This is a genomic window from Rhodospirillaceae bacterium, from assembly GCA_002746255.1.
GTDB lineage: Bacteria > Pseudomonadota > Alphaproteobacteria.
Genome location: NVWO01000019.1, coordinates 15,658 through 30,057, shown reverse-complemented (window position 1 = coordinate 30,057; position 14,400 = coordinate 15,658). Strand labels below are relative to the sequence as shown.

General features: G+C 58.6%; 14 protein-coding genes. 12 read left to right on the top strand and 2 right to left on the bottom strand.

Going from position 1 to position 14,400, the window contains the following annotated elements; genetic code table 11:
- The 11 genes from COA65_09215 to COA65_09165 form a co-directional block, all read left to right on the top strand.
- A partial coding sequence (locus tag COA65_09215; GenBank protein ID PCJ57723.1) for a hypothetical protein occupies positions 1-431 on the top strand: 431 nt, incomplete at its 5' end.
- A 113-nt stretch (positions 432-544) separates the two neighbouring features.
- Positions 545-3,055 (top strand): translation initiation factor IF-2, encoded by a 2,511-nt coding sequence (locus COA65_09210; GenBank protein PCJ57722.1) that lies wholly within the window; start codon positions 545-547, stop codon positions 3,053-3,055.
- Between the two features lie 41 nt (positions 3,056-3,096).
- Positions 3,097-3,543 carry a ribosome-binding factor A gene (locus COA65_09205; GenBank protein ID PCJ57721.1) on the top strand — a complete coding sequence of 149 codons (447 nt, stop codon included), beginning with the start codon at positions 3,097-3,099 and terminating at the stop codon, positions 3,541-3,543.
- Positions 3,533-4,471 carry a tRNA pseudouridine(55) synthase TruB gene (locus COA65_09200; protein PCJ57729.1) on the top strand — a complete coding sequence of 313 codons (939 nt, stop codon included), beginning with the start codon at positions 3,533-3,535 and terminating at the stop codon, positions 4,469-4,471. The genes COA65_09205 and COA65_09200 overlap by 11 nt, the downstream gene beginning before the upstream one ends.
- 11 nt (positions 4,472-4,482) lie before the next feature.
- Complete coding sequence (locus COA65_09195; protein PCJ57720.1) at positions 4,483-4,752, top strand: 30S ribosomal protein S15; 270 nt, start codon at positions 4,483-4,485, stop codon at positions 4,750-4,752.
- A gap of 112 nt (positions 4,753-4,864) precedes the next feature.
- Positions 4,865-6,997, top strand: a complete 2,133-nt coding sequence (gene pnp / locus COA65_09190; protein ID PCJ57719.1) for a polyribonucleotide nucleotidyltransferase — start codon at positions 4,865-4,867, stop codon at positions 6,995-6,997.
- 56 nt (positions 6,998-7,053) lie between these two features.
- Positions 7,054-8,451 carry a nitronate monooxygenase gene (locus tag COA65_09185; protein PCJ57718.1) on the top strand — a complete coding sequence of 466 codons (1,398 nt, stop codon included), beginning with the start codon at positions 7,054-7,056 and terminating at the stop codon, positions 8,449-8,451.
- A 95-nt stretch (positions 8,452-8,546) separates the two neighbouring features.
- Entirely contained in the window at positions 8,547-8,969 is a 423-nt protein-coding gene (locus COA65_09180; GenBank protein PCJ57717.1) for a transcriptional repressor, read from the top strand.
- A gap of 162 nt (positions 8,970-9,131) precedes the next feature.
- Positions 9,132-9,554: a rubrerythrin gene (locus COA65_09175; GenBank protein ID PCJ57728.1), complete on the top strand. Its 423-nt coding sequence runs from the start codon at positions 9,132-9,134 to the stop codon at positions 9,552-9,554.
- Positions 9,555-9,678: 124 nt separating this feature from the next.
- Positions 9,679-11,025 (top strand): glycerol-3-phosphate dehydrogenase, encoded by a 1,347-nt coding sequence (locus tag COA65_09170; protein ID PCJ57716.1) that lies wholly within the window; start codon positions 9,679-9,681, stop codon positions 11,023-11,025.
- Positions 11,022-11,615: a hypothetical protein gene (locus tag COA65_09165; GenBank protein PCJ57715.1), complete on the top strand. Its 594-nt coding sequence runs from the start codon at positions 11,022-11,024 to the stop codon at positions 11,613-11,615. The genes COA65_09170 and COA65_09165 overlap by 4 nt, the downstream gene beginning before the upstream one ends.
- 6 nt (positions 11,616-11,621) lie before the next feature.
- Here COA65_09165 and COA65_09160 read toward each other — a convergent pair whose 3' ends face one another.
- Positions 11,622-12,131 carry a hypothetical protein gene (locus COA65_09160; protein ID PCJ57714.1) on the bottom strand — a complete coding sequence of 170 codons (510 nt, stop codon included), beginning with the start codon at positions 12,129-12,131 and terminating at the stop codon, positions 11,622-11,624.
- Positions 12,132-12,582: 451 nt separating this feature from the next.
- On the opposite strand from COA65_09160, the gene COA65_09155 reads away from it, so the two are divergent.
- Positions 12,583-13,569 carry a D-glycerate dehydrogenase gene (locus tag COA65_09155; GenBank protein ID PCJ57713.1) on the top strand — a complete coding sequence of 329 codons (987 nt, stop codon included), beginning with the start codon at positions 12,583-12,585 and terminating at the stop codon, positions 13,567-13,569.
- On the opposite strand, the gene COA65_09150 is transcribed toward COA65_09155, so the two are convergent.
- A complete protein-coding gene (locus COA65_09150) occupies positions 13,566-14,387 on the bottom strand; it encodes an adenylyltransferase (protein PCJ57712.1) in 822 nt (273 codons plus the stop codon). The genes COA65_09155 and COA65_09150 overlap by 4 nt on opposite strands.
- Positions 14,388-14,400: the final 13 nt, after the last annotated feature.

The following is a 14,400-nucleotide window of genomic DNA, read 5'->3' as shown; positions in this document are numbered from 1 at the left end:
AGGATATTGCCGGAATCGAAGGCTTTGACGAAGACGTTGGCAACGAACTTCGCACGCGTGCCCGGGAGTACATCGCCGTCCAGACGGAAAAACTCACCGCGCAACGCAAGGAGCTTGGTGTGACGGACGAGGTTGCAGGGGCGGAGGGTATGACCCCGGCAATGTTGGTGCCGCTTGGCGAAAAGGATGTGAAGACCCTTGATGACCTGGCTGATCTTGCAAGCGACGAGTTGCGTGATATCGTTGGCCGCACCGTTCTGACGACAGCCGACGCCGATGCCATCATTATGGCCGCGCGCGCCCATTGGTTTGAAGGGGAAGAAGGGGCGGAGGCTGCCCCGGCGGCTGAAGCGGAAGCAGAGGCGCCAGCGGAAGCAGAGACACCCGCGGAACCGACGGAGCCGGAGCCGACGGAGCCGGAAAAAACCTGACTTGCGGCAAGAAATTTCCAGGGGCGGTTTGGCCCAAGGATTTCAACTTTGAATAATTTTGAACGATCGCGACCTTGACCTGCAATGACAAGAAATGAATTTGGGCGGATCCCATGACAGAAACGAACGAACCAGAAGAACAAAAAAAGACACCGCTTTCGCTTAAGCGTCCCGGACGCCTGGAGCTGAAGAAAACCGTCAAAGTCGGCCAGGTGCAGCAGAGCTTTTCACGCGGCCGGACCAAGGCGGTGACCGTTGAGGTGCGCAAGAAGCGGACGTTCTCGAAGAACGACCGCGGCGACATGGCGGAAGTCAAGGAAGTTGCGACCGTGGCGCCGGAAGTCAAGGAAGACGCGGCGATCTCAAGTGGGCTTGGGCTTACGGAAGAAGAACGCCACGCGCGCGCGCGCGCGCTGCAGGGCGCGGAGGCCACGGCAGCTAAGGCGGAAGCGTTGTTTGCGGCTTCGCCGCCCAAGGAAGAGGACGCCGAGACTGCAGAAGCTGCATCGAAAGCCGATGCCGCAGATGGCATGGCGGCGAAAGCGTCGCCGGAGACGCCACCATCTCCCGGTGGCCCGAAACATCCTGAGAAAAAAACAGGGCAGGTTGAAATCGGCGAGGATGGCAATGCCCTTTCCGCCGTGACGGCACGCATTCGCGAGCAGGAAGACCATGGGCGGCGAAAAACGGTCCCGAAACGGGTGCCGCCGGTCCGCCGTGTAGAGCCGCGGCGGCGCGCTGGAAAACTGACTATTTCGAAGGCGCTGAACGAAGACGATCGCGTTCGTAGTCTGGCCTCCGTCCGTCGCGCCCGCGAGCGCGAAAGGCAGGGGGACGGCAGTGCTCTTGATTCTGGAAAAATTTTTCGGGAAGTCACAATCCCCGAGGTTTTAACGGTTCAGGACCTTGCCAACCGCATGGCGGAACGCGCCGTCGATGTCATCAAGGCGCTTATGAAAATGGATGTCATGACAACCGTCAATCAGACAATCGATGCCGATACGGCAGAGTTGATTGTCACCGAGTTCGGCCATCGGGCCAAACGTGTCAGCGAAGCGGACGTGGAGATCGGATTGAAAGGCGAAACGGATTTAGAGGCGTCGTTGCAGCCGCGCGCGCCGGTCGTCACGGTCATGGGACATGTGGACCATGGCAAGACGTCGCTTCTGGACGCGCTGCGTAAAACCGACGTTGCCGCGCGTGAGGCGGGCGGTATTACCCAGCACATTGGCGCCTATCAGATACAGCTTGAGGGTGGCAACAACATCACCTTCCTGGACACGCCGGGTCATGAAGCGTTTTCGGCGATGCGTGCACGCGGTGCCCAGGCGACGGATATTATTGTATTGGTTGTTGCTGCCGATGACGGGATTATGCCGCAGACGGTGGAGGCCATCCGTCACGCGCGCGCGGCGGAAGTCCCCATCATTGTTGCCATCAACAAAATGGACAAGCCGGGTGCCGACCCGGATCGGGTTCGTACGGAACTTCTGCAACATGAAGTCGTCGTAGAATCAATGGGTGGCGACGTTTTGACCGTCGAAGTTTCTGCGAAGACAAAGGCAAATCTCGACAAACTGGAAGAAGCCATCCGGTTGCAGGCGGAAATGCTGGACCTTAAGGCAAATCCGGATTGCAAGGCGGAAGGCGTCGTCGTTGAGGCGCGGCTTGAACGTGGACGCGGTGCCGTGGGCACGTTTCTTATTCAGCGCGGGACGCTTCGCGTCGGCGATATTTTTGTCGCCGGCAGCGAGTGGGGCCGGGTCCGTGCGCTGGTTAATGACAGGGGAAACACGGTGACGGAGGCAGGCCCCTCCATGCCGGTTGAAATTCTTGGGTTGAGCGGCGTGCCGATGGCGGGCGACGACATCGTCGTTGTGGACAGTGACGCGCGTGCCCGCGAGATTGCGGAATACCGTAAGGGCCGCGCGCGCAATCTGGCAGCGACAAAGAAAACACGCGGGACGCTTGAGGAAATGCTTTCCAAGATTGCCAGCGGCGTGGCGAAGGAACTTCTGGTCGTCGTCAAAGGCGATGTGCAGGGCTCCGTGGAGGCAATTGTGGGAAGCCTTGAAAAGCTTTCGCAAGAAAACGAAGAAGTTGCTGTTGTTGTGCTGCACTCGGCCGTCGGCGGCATCAATGAATCAGACGTCACGCTGGCCCAGGCATCGAACGCCTTGATCATTGGCTTTAACGTGCGCGCGAATCCCCAGGCACGGGTCCATGCAAAGCGCGAGGGCATCGATATACGCTACTACTCCGTCATTTACGATGTGACGAATGACGTGAAGACGGGGCTTGAAGGCATGTTGTCGCCGATCCGTAACGAGGAACAGCTCGGCAACGCCGAAATCCGGGAGGTGTTTAATGTCTCCAAGGTCGGGAAAGTCGCGGGCTGCATGGTCACGGATGGTTTGGTCCGTCGGGGGGCCGGCGTTCGGCTGTTGCGCGATAACGTCGTCATTCATGAGGGGAAGTTAAGCTCCCTCAAGCGGTTCAAGGATGAAGTGAAGGAAGTGCGTTCCGGCAATGACTGTGGCATGGCTTTTGAAAACTACCAGGACATCCGGGCCGGGGACGTGATCGAATGCTTTGAGGTCACCGAGACGGCGGCGAAGCTGTAAGGCTTTTTGCCACGTTCCCAGGGGCGTATTCGGAAAAAACAATGGCTTCTTCCCGGGGCAAGGCCCCCTCCCAGCGGCAATTGCGTGTCGGCGAAGAAATCCGCCACGCCCTTGCTGACATTCTAAGATGCGGTCATTTTCGCGACCCGGTTCTGCGCAATACGCCGATAACCGTGACGGAAGTGCGCGTCACGCCGGATTTGCGCCGGGCTATTTCTTTTGTCACGCCCCTTGGTGGCGAAGGCATGGAAGAGGTTCTTGATTCGTTGCGCCGTGCGGCGGCTTATCTGCGCGGCCAGCTTTCTCGCCATGCCAAGCTGCGCCACGTCCCGGAACTGGACTTTCAGCCGGACGTTTCCTTTGACGCCGTCGACAGACTGGAATCGCTGCTGCACCCGCAAAAAGCGCTGCGGCAATCACAAAATGCGTCCGATGACGATGCCGCCGCCGCCGCCAAACCATCCGGCCGGCAAGACGATGGCGCGTAGACGCACCGGCGACCCGGTTCACGGCTGGCTGATCATCGACAAGCCGAAGGGCATGACATCGGCGAAGGTGGTGGCGGTCGTGCGTAAACATTTGAACGCGGCCAAGGCCGGCCATGGGGGCACGCTTGATCCTGGGGCGACGGGCATTTTGCCCATTGCTCTTGGCGAGGCGACAAAAACGGTGGCCTACGCGATGGACGGGGAAAAAAAATACCGCTTTCTTGTCCGTTGGGGCGAGGCGCGTGATACGGACGATATGGACGGCGCGATCACGGCGGAAAGCCGGGTTCGCCCGACAAGGGCGCAAATTCTGGCCGCACTTCCTGCTTTTACGGGTGCGATCGCGCAGGTGCCGCCGGATTATTCGGCCGTCAAGGTGGCGGGCAAACGGGCTTATGCGCGCGCGCGCGCGGCGGAAACAATGACGATTGCCCCGCGAATTGTGCATATCCACGCGTTTCGGCTTCTCGATACCCCGGACCCGGATCATGCAGCCTTTGAGGCCATTTGCGGCAAGGGCACCTATATACGCGGTCTTGCGCGTGACCTTGGCACCGCCCTTGGTACGTTCGGCTGTATTGCGGAACTGCGCCGGCTGGCCACCGGTCCGTTTACGGAAAAACAAGCAATTTCACTGGATTGTCTGACTTCTCTCGGGCATGATGCCGCCGCGGCGAGGCACCTGCTTCCCGTTGAGGCTGGGCTGGACGACATCCCGGCTATGGCTTTGACGGAAGAACAGGCGGTTCGGCTTCGGCATGGACAGTCCATTCAGATGCTTTTGCGCGAAGATCACCGGCAGCTTCGGGCGCGCGCGGCCTCCGAGGAGGGGGGCGCGATCGTTTGCGCCATGTCGGCCGGTCGGCCGGTTGCGATGGCGCGATTGGCCAAAGGAAAGCTTCACGCGCTGCGTGTATTAAATTTGTAGGGAAAGAGACGATGTCGATTACACCTGAGAAGAAGCAAGACGTTATCAAGGAATATGCTCTGAAAGATGGCGACACGGGTTCGCCGGAGGTGCAGGTTGCGATTCTGAGTGAGCGAATCAAAAACCTGACCGAGCATTTCAAAGAACATAAAAAAGACAACCATTCGCGCCGCGGTCTGTTGAAGATGATCAGCCAGCGGCGGCGGCTTCTCGACTATTTGCGGAAGACGGGTGTCGATCGCTATGACGCGATAATCAAGCGCCTTGGCATAAGAAAATAACAGGTAAGAACAGGCCGTTGCGGCAAGGGTGCGCCTGTCAGGGCGCGGCCTTGGCCCGATGAGGGGCTTTGATCTGCGCGTGCCGCGGATTGTTGGATGGAAGGAAGATTGAATGTTTAACGTTGTACGTAAGGAAATTCTTTGGGGCGGCAGAAAGCTTGTTCTGGAAACCGGAAAGATTGCCCGGCAGGCAGATGGCGCGGTGCTGGTAACCTATGGCGAAACCGTCGTTCTGTGCACCGTTGTTGGCGCGAAGAAGGCAAAGGAAGGAATCGATTTCTTTCCCCTTACGGTAAATTACATTGAAAAAACCTACGCGGCTGGGAAAATCCCAGGTGGTTTTTTCAAGCGGGAAGCTCGGCCAGGCGAAAAGGAAACCCTTGTCTGTCGTTTGATTGACCGGCCGATCCGGCCGCTGTTTCCAGATGGCTTCCGCAACGAAGTGCAGGTCATTTGCACGGTGTTAAGCCACGATTTTGAAAACGACCCGGACATCGTTGCCATGGTCGGCACGTCTGCGGCGTTGGCGATTTCCGGCATTCCTTTCCAGGGGCCCATCGCTGCCGCCCGGGTTGGCTATGTTGACGGCAAGTATTTGCTTAACCCACAGATTGAAGAATTGACGGATTCGAACCTGAACCTGGTTGTGGCCGGGACCAAGGGCGGCGTGCTGATGGTTGAATCGGAAGCGAGCGAGCTTTCCGAGGACGTCATGTTGGCGGCGGTCATGTTCGGCTATCAGGAATTTCAGCCGGTTATCGATGCGATTGCCGAAATGGCGAGCGAGTGCAGCAAGCCGGCATGGAAGTTGCCGGCGCCGGATGCCTCTGCCGATACCCTGGCCGCGGCCGTGCGGGAAAAGGCGGAAGCCGATTTGCGCGACGCTTACAAGATCACGGAAAAGCAGGCGCGTTCCGAACGGCTTGGCGAGGTCCGCAAGGAAGTTGCTGCCGCGCTGGTAACGGAAGAGGTGAGCGGAAATGCCGTTGCCAATGCCACGAAGAAAGTGGAGAAGGCGATTGTCCGGAATGCCATTCTCGAAACCGGCGTTCGGATCGATGGGCGGGATACGACAACGGTTCGTCCCATTGTGGCCGAGGTCGGCATTTTGCCGCGTGCCCATGGGAGCGCGCTTTTCACCCGTGGCGAGACCCAGGCCCTTGTCATCGCCACCCTTGGCACCGGGCAGGACGAGCAATTCATCGACGCGCTCGCGGGGGAATATCGCGAGCATTTTCTGCTGCATTATAATTTCCCCCCCTTCTCCGTCGGCGAAGCCGGGCGTGTCGGCTTTACGTCGCGCCGGGAAGTTGGCCACGGCAAACTTGCCTGGCGGGCGATGCACGCGTTGATGCCAAAAAAGGAAGACTTTCCCTATACGATTCGAATCGTTTCCGAGATTACGGAATCAAACGGGTCTTCCTCGATGGCCACCGTCTGTGGTTCGTCCCTTGCCCTTATGGACGCCGGCGTGCCGCTGTTGCGGCCGGTTGCCGGGATTGCCATGGGCTTGATCAAGGAAGCAGATGACTTTGCTGTGTTGTCGGACATTCTCGGCGACGAGGATCACCTTGGCGACATGGACTTCAAGGTGGCGGGGACGGAAAACGGGATTACGGCCCTGCAGATGGACATCAAGATCACCGGGATTACGGAAGACATCATGCAACAGGCCCTGGCCCAGGCGAAGGGGGGGCGGATACATATTCTTGGCGAGATGGTGAAGGCCCTTGACCATGCTCGCGAGGATGTCAGCAGCCATGCGCCGCGCATCACGACGCTGTCGGTGCCGAAGGACAAAATCCGCGAAGTGATTGGCACCGGAGGCAAGGTCATCCGCGAAATTTGCGAAACGACCGGCGCGAAGATCGACATTGATGACGACGGCACGATCAAGGTCTCCTCGGTGGACAGTGAATCCTCCGAAGCGGCCATCAAGTGGATCAAAGATATCGTTGCAGAGCCGGAAATCGGCCATATCTATACAGGTAAGGTCGTAAAGATCATGGATTTCGGCGCTTTTGTGAATTTCCTTGGTGCGCGCGATGGCCTTGTGCATATCAGCGAATTGGCGCCGCAGCGCGTGGCCCAGGTTGGGGACGTCGTGAAGGAAGGCGAGATGGTGAAGGTCAAGGTTCTTGGCGTTGACGATCGGGGCAAAGTAAAATTGAGCATGCGCGCCGTCGATCAGGCGACGGGCGAAGACATTCAGAAGAAGGCCGCCGAAAAGCCGGAGGCCAGCTAGGCCCGGTGTCGGCATCTGCCTTGTCTGAAGGGAATGAACGCTAAGGAGGACCCCGCGTGAAAGCCTTGAACGCCCTTCTTCTTGCTGGAAGAGAGGTGCTTCCCCTCGTCGAGGGGGGCAAGGGGGTCGCTATTTCCACCGGCGAGAGCTCGGGTGCCTGGGCGGCCATGGGCGGCGTCGGCACTTTTTCCGGTGTGAATGCCGATAGCTACGATGCCGATRGCAACCCCATTCCTTATGTCTATCACGGGCGCAATCGCCGCGACCGCCATCTGGAACTGATCGCGCAATCCATTCGCGGCGGCATTCAGCAGGCGCGCATCGCCCATGATCTGGCAAACGGCCAGGGCCGGCTTCACCTGAACATCCTGTGGGAAATGGGCGGCGCGGAAACCGTTCTTCGTGGCATTCTTGACGGCGCGAAGGGCCTTGTTCACGGGGTCACCTGCGGGGCGGGGATGCCCTATCGTCTTGCGGAAATCAGTGCGGATTACGGCATCCATTATTATCCCATCGTTTCTTCGGCGCGCGCGTTCCGGGCGCTGTGGAAACGTGCCTATTACAAATTCTCGGACCTCCTGGGTGCCGTCGTCTATGAGGACCCATGGCTTGCCGGCGGGCATAATGGCCTAAGCAACAGCGAAAATCCGAAAGTGCCGGAGGACCCCTATCCACGCGTGCGCGCCATGCGCGAACAAATGCGCGAATTTGGGCTTGGGGATACGCCGATCATTATGGCCGGCGGGGTTTGGTGCTTGCGGGAATGGGAAGACTGGATCAACAACCCGGAACTGGGGCCGATCTGTTTYCAGYTTGGAACCCGGCCCYTGCTTACGAAAGAAAGCCCGATCCCGGAAAARTGGAAGCGCCGCCTGCTGGATTTAAGCGAAGGCGACGTCGTTCTCAATCAGTTCAGTCCGACGGGCTTTTATTCGTCCTGCGTGAACAACGCATTTCTTCGCGAGCTTTCAGGGCGAAGCGAGCGGCAGATTGCCTATACGATTGATCCCGTTGGCGAACACCAGGTTGCCTTTAGCATCGGCGCCAGAAAACGGGGCATTTATCTCACGGCACCCGACAAGGTCCGGGCGGATAGCTGGGCGTCGGCGGGCTATGGCGAGGCGTTGCGAACGCCGGATTCAACGCTCATCTTCGTTGCCCCGGAAAAGGCGAAAGAAATCCGGACAGACCAGGTGAACTGCATGGGGTGTCTTTCCGCCTGCCGGTTCAGCAGCTGGTCTCAGGACACCAGCGGTGCGACGGGCAAGAAACCGGACCCCCGCTCCTATTGTATCCAGAAGACGCTTCAGGAAATCGCCCATGGCGGCGATCTGAACCGTGAGCTTATGTTTGCCGGCCATAATGCGTTTCGCTTTAAATCGGATTCTTTTTACGCGAATGGCTATATCCCAACGGTTCGCGAGCTGTTTACGCGGTTGTTGACCGGGGATTAACCTGGATCATGTTAAAAAGCGTATAAACATGATGATATTGCTTGCCTTTTGATAAACGCCCATATTATTTTTGTGGGAATAAATACGAGGTGAGAATGGGGCACGTTCGTCCATATGCAAATGCCTGCGATCTTTTAAGGGAAGCGGGCCTGCGCCCGACCCATCAGCGGATGGCATTGGCGAAGCTTCTCTTTGACGGGGCGGATCGCCATGTGCGCGCGGAACAGCTTCACGGTGAAGCGTTGGCTGCCGGCGTACGGGTTTCCCTGGCCACCGTCTACAACACCTTGCATCAGTTTACCGAGGTTGCCCTTCTTCGCGAGGTGGTGGTTGAATCAGGCCGCACCTATTTTGATACGAATATCAGCGGCCACCATCACTTCTTTCACGAACAAAGCGGCGAACTTCGCGACATTCCCGTTGGCCGGCTTGTCATCGGTCCGCTTCCTGACCCGCCGGCGGGTCAGACTTTAAAGCGGGTTGACGTGATCTTGCGTGTTGCAGATCGGGAAGATTAATTTTTTAGTTCCATTAAAAAGCCTTGTATATCAGTCTATAGGGCTCTATTTTAGAGCTAGTCTAATTTATGGGACCCGAGTTTTCGGGTGTCATGCAGAACCGGGATCAAACCCGATAAACCAAACAGATCCAGCAAATCCGATAAAAGAATGGAGGAAAGCATGCCGTCGCTGAAAGGAACAAAAACTGAGGATAATTTGAAAGCGGCCTTCGCCGGTGAATCCCAGGCGAACCGGCGCTATCTGTATTTTGCCCAGAAGGCGGATGTGGAAGGCTATAACGACGTCGCCGCTGTTTTTCGCTCAACGGCGGAGGGTGAGACGGGTCATGCTCATGGCCATCTCGAATTCCTGGAAGAGGTAGGCGACCCGGCGACGGGTGAGCCAATTGGGTTGACGGACGCCAATCTGAAGGCGGCGATCGTGGGCGAAACCCACGAATACACGGACATGTATCCGGGGATGGCAAAGGCGGCCCGTGGGGAAGGTTTTGACGAAATCGCGGACTGGTTTGAAACCCTGGCCAAGGCTGAAAAGTCTCACGCCGGGCGTTTTCAGAAAGCCATCGATACGCTTGGTCAGTAAGCCCCCTGGCGTTTCACAGCTTTCAAGGTGCAGATGCGAAGGGGGTGCGAAAGCATCCCCTTTTTTTTCAGGTGCCCTGCTTCATCGCCTGTGGGGACGTCTTTAGGATCGGAGGGACGCTGCAATGACAGCGGAGGGATCTTCCAGCGCGCCAAAACGTCATCCTATTTCGTGGACGGACCCGGATTTTACGGATCGCACGAAGGTGGAGGCGGAATGTCGCCGCGTTTTTGATATCTGTCACGGCTGTCGCCGCTGTTTTAATCTCTGCGACAGTTTTCCCAGACTTTTCGATCTGATCGACGCGGCGCCCTCCGGCGAGCTCGACGACGTTGCCAGCGTGGATTTCAAGCCTGTCGTGGACGCGTGCACGCTTTGCGACATGTGCTTCATGACGAAATGCCCCTATGTACCGCCCCATGAATTCGATCTCGATTTTCCGCATCTTATGCTGCGCTATCGGGCGATGGAGCATCGCGAGGGGAAGGTTTCCTTTGCCGCTCGCCAGTTGGCCGAAACGGACCGGAACGGCAAACTTGCTGCCCCCGTTGCGCCGATTGTTAATTGGGCCAGTGATACGAAAAACAAAGCGACGCGCCGGGCATTGGAGGCGCTGGCCGGCGTGGATCGCAAGGCGGCCTTGCCGAAATTTCAGGGCAAAAGTTTTACTGCGCGGGCCGCTTGTGACGCCGTCATTGTCAATCGCGACGCGCCGGCCTTTGGCCGCAAGGCCGTTCTTTATGCAACCTGTTTCGCAAATTACAACCAGCCGCAAATCGGTGTTGCCGCGCGTGCCGTGCTCGCCAGGAACGGCGTCGAGACGGAAATCGTCTATCCGGCCTGTTGCGGCATGCCAAAATTCGAACAGGGCGATCTGGCGGATGTGGCGGCGCGCGCGCGTAAAGTTGCGCGCGAAATGCGACCGTGGATTGACAAGGGCCATGCCGTTATCGCGCTGGTGCCATCTTGCGCGTTGATGCTGAAATTTGAATGGCCGTTGCTGCTTCCGGACGAAGAAGACGTGACGTTGCTTGCAAAGGCCACCTTCGACATTACGGAATATGTCGTCGATGTGGCAACGGTCGAGGGCCTGGCCGAAGGCATGCAGCCGCTTGACGGGGGCGTGGCGCTGCATCTTGCCTGCCACGCGCGCGCCCAGAACATGGGGCAGAAGGCGGCGGAAATGCTGCGCCTGCTGCCCGAAGCGGATTTGGAAGTGATCGAGCGTTGCTCGGGCCATGGCGGTTCGTGGGGGGTCATGAAGGCGAATTTTGAAACCGCGATCAAGGTTGGAAAGCCCGTCGCCCGCCGGGCGACCGAGGCAAAGAAGGCCTATTTGGCTTCCGAATGTCCGCTGGCGGGGGCGCATATTGTCCAAGGCATGGAACGTCTTGATGACAACGCCGCGCCCAGGGAAGCTTATCACCCGATCGAACTTTTTGCGCGCGCCTATGGGATATTGCCAGCATGACGAAAAAACACGACATCACCCGGGGCGACGTGTTGTCGATGTCGGAATATGCTGGCATCCGCGACGCGCGCCGCAAGGTAATTTCGGCAATCAAAGCTGACCGCCGCGTCGCTGTTGGGCCTCATGCGATGTTTTATTTCGAAAACTTCGACACGATGTGGTGGCAGGTGCACGAAATGCTGTGCATCGAAAAGGGTGGCGAGGCACAGATTGCCGGCGAATTGGATGCTTACAGCCCCTTGATTCCAAAAGGAAGCGAGCTTGTAGCTACCTTGATGTTCGAGATCGAAGATCCGAAATTACGCGGCGCGTTTCTTAACACCATCGGCGGCGTCGAAGACCAGGTTGTCCTGCAGGTGGGGGGCGCCTGCCTGCCTGCTGTGCCGGTTGCCGACGACATCGCGCGTTCCACGGAAGAAGGCAAGGCGTCGGCCGTTCACTTCCTGCGTTTTCCTTTTACGAAAAGTGCCATCGCCGCCTTCCGCAACCCGGAAACGGAGGTGATGCTTGGCATTCGCCATGCCGGTTACGGGCATATGGCGGCCATTCCTGAGAAGACCCGCGCCGCGCTTGGCGAAGATTTCGATTAGGCTGGGCTACTCGACGGCTTCGTTCAGGTACACGCCCCAGAAGGTGCTGCGCTTCATCCAGCCTTCGAAGCCGCCGACACGCACGCGGCACCAATTGGATTCTTTGGGACATTCAAGCAGCTTGCCGACGACGCGTGTCTCTACCTCGGCCACGGCTTTTGCGTCGGCAGAAGGTTTTCGGCGGAGGGTGCGTGTCTTTTCCGCCGCGGAACCGGTCACAAACAGCGTGCGTTTTCCCGACAGCAGGCTTTGATGGACCCAGCCTTCCGTTCCCTCAGCATCCCGGATTTTCCGCCAGGTATCAAACTCCGCCACGATTTCGACAGGCAGGCCGTGGCGGCGGAACACCCAATCAACGGGATAGCGTACACCGGGGCCGGTGCGGACGTTTACTTCCGATGCCCGCAAGCTTACATAACGCGGCAGCGGCAATCCCGTTGCCGCAGAGGCGAGGCTCGGTCCCGCCAGCATGGCAAGGGCGAAGGTGGCGGCGCAAAGTGGGGACAGGAAAGCCATAAACAGCGTTCAACCGTGATTGCCGGCATGTGAGCCGTTGCGGCCATTCTATATCAGATAAAGGGGCGTGGGGCGCGAGCCAAGATGCATGCATGCGTGTGGGGCGGGCGAAGAGACGTGAGGCTTGTGGAAGAAAAGAATTCTGGCGCGTTGGCTCGGCGCAATTCTCTGTGGCCGCGGCCCCGAAAAGAGAACGCGGCTGTTTTGCTTCACATTACAGAGGCTCGCTGCCGTTCGCGCCGGCGCACCTGCAACAAAAGGCTTGATTAGACGGTCCGGTTTGTCTCGGCTGGGATTGTTCTTGTCGCACGGTTCCTATGTTCATCCCCAAAGGGGTTTCGCCCGGGGCCAGCCTAAATTTTTTGTCTGACGCTCTTTCGGGGACAGGTGGTGGACAAGACGGTAATATCCTTGCTATGGGAGGACAGAAATTAACGAGGTGAGGCGTGGAATGGCTGACAGAAAGCCCCTAGTCATTGTTACCCGGAAACTGCCGGAATCCATTGAAACGCGGATGATGGAGCTGTTCGACGCGCGGCTGAACCTGGATGACCACCCGATGTCTCAAGGTGAGCTGATCCAGGCGGTCGAAACGGCGGACATTCTTGTTCCCACCGTGACGGATCGCATGGATGCGGGTGTGTTGGCCCATGCCGGGCCGAATTTGCGCCTGATCGCTTCCTTTGGCGCGGGCGTCGATCACATTGATCTCGGTTCCGTGCGTCAGCGCGGGATAACGGTTACGAACACCCCCGGCGTGCTGACGGAAGATACGGCCGACATGACGCTGGCGTTAATTCTTGCCGTGCCGCGCCGCCTGGCCGAGGGCGAACGGATCATCCGTTCCGGGAAATGGGAGGGCTGGAGCCCGACCTGGATGCTGGGGCACCGCATCGGCGGAAAACGCCTGGGCATTCTCGGCATGGGGCGGGTCGGTTCCGCCGTTGCGAAGCGCGCCAGTGGCTTTGGGCTTTCCATCCATTATCACAACCGTCACCGCTTGCCGGAAGAACGCGAGCGCGAGCTGAATGCGACCTATTGGGAAAGCCTGGACCAGATGCTTGCGCATATGGACATCGTTTCCGTCAATTGTCCCCACACGCCGGCGACCTATCACCTGCTTTCGGCCAGGCGTCTGAAGCTGATGCGCCGCGATGCCTATCTTGTAAACACGGCGCGCGGCGAAGTGGTTGACGAAAATGCCCTGACGCGGATGCTTGAGCGTGGCGAGCTTGCCGGGGCCGGTCTGGACGTTTTTGAACATGAGCCCGCCGTCAATCCCAAGCTTGTCAAGCTCGGCAACGTTGTCCTGCTGCCGCATATGGCTTCGGCGACGTTGGAAGCACGGATCGACATGGGGGAAAAGGTGCTGATCAACATCAAGACCTTTGTGGACGGCCATTCGCCGCCGGACCGCGTGATCGGAACGGAAAGCTAGGAAGTTGCGCGCGTGGCGCAGGCGGGGTCCTCGCTTTGTGTAACGCCCAGAATCGAAGGCGCTTCGCCGCATAGCGGGCAGCCCGGGTCGCGCGTGACGGCGATTTTACGGAACGTGCTGCCAAGGCCGTCGTAAATCAGCATATGGCCGTCCAGGCTTTCGCCGATCCCAAGCAGCTCTTTTAGGATTTCCGTCGCCTGAAGCGTTCCCATGACCCCGACGATGGCCCCAAAGACGCCGCCTTCCGCGCAATTTGGGACCGAGCCTGCGGGCGGTGCCTCGCGGAAGATGCAGCGATAACAGGGGTGGTTTCCTTCTTCATAGGCGCGGAAGGTGGCAATCTGGCCATCGAAACGCAGAACCGCCGCCGTGACCAGCGGCTTGCGTGCAAAAAAGCTCGCATCGTTGACCAGGAAGCGGGTCGAAAAATTGTCGCTGCCGTCAGCAATCAGATCGTATTCCCCGAAAAGTGCGAGCGCGTTCTCAGCCGTCAGCCGCGCGTTGTGGCGTATGACGTGGACGTCGGGGTTGATCTTGGCCAGGGTCGCGGCGGCGCTTTCAACCTTTGCGGCGCCGATGCGCTCCGTGGCATGAATGACCTGGCGCTGGAGATTGCTTAAATCGACAACGTCGTCGTCGATAATTCCGATCGTGCCGATTCCGGCGGCGGCAAGATACATCAGGCTTGGCGAGCCTAAGCCCCCCGCGCCCACCACCAGCACTTTTGCATGCAGCAGTTTTTCCTGTCCCCGCGCGCCGACCTCGGGAAGGATGATGTGGCGAGCGTAACGCTGGATCTGGGTTTCGTTAAAGGCCACGGGCCAAACCTCT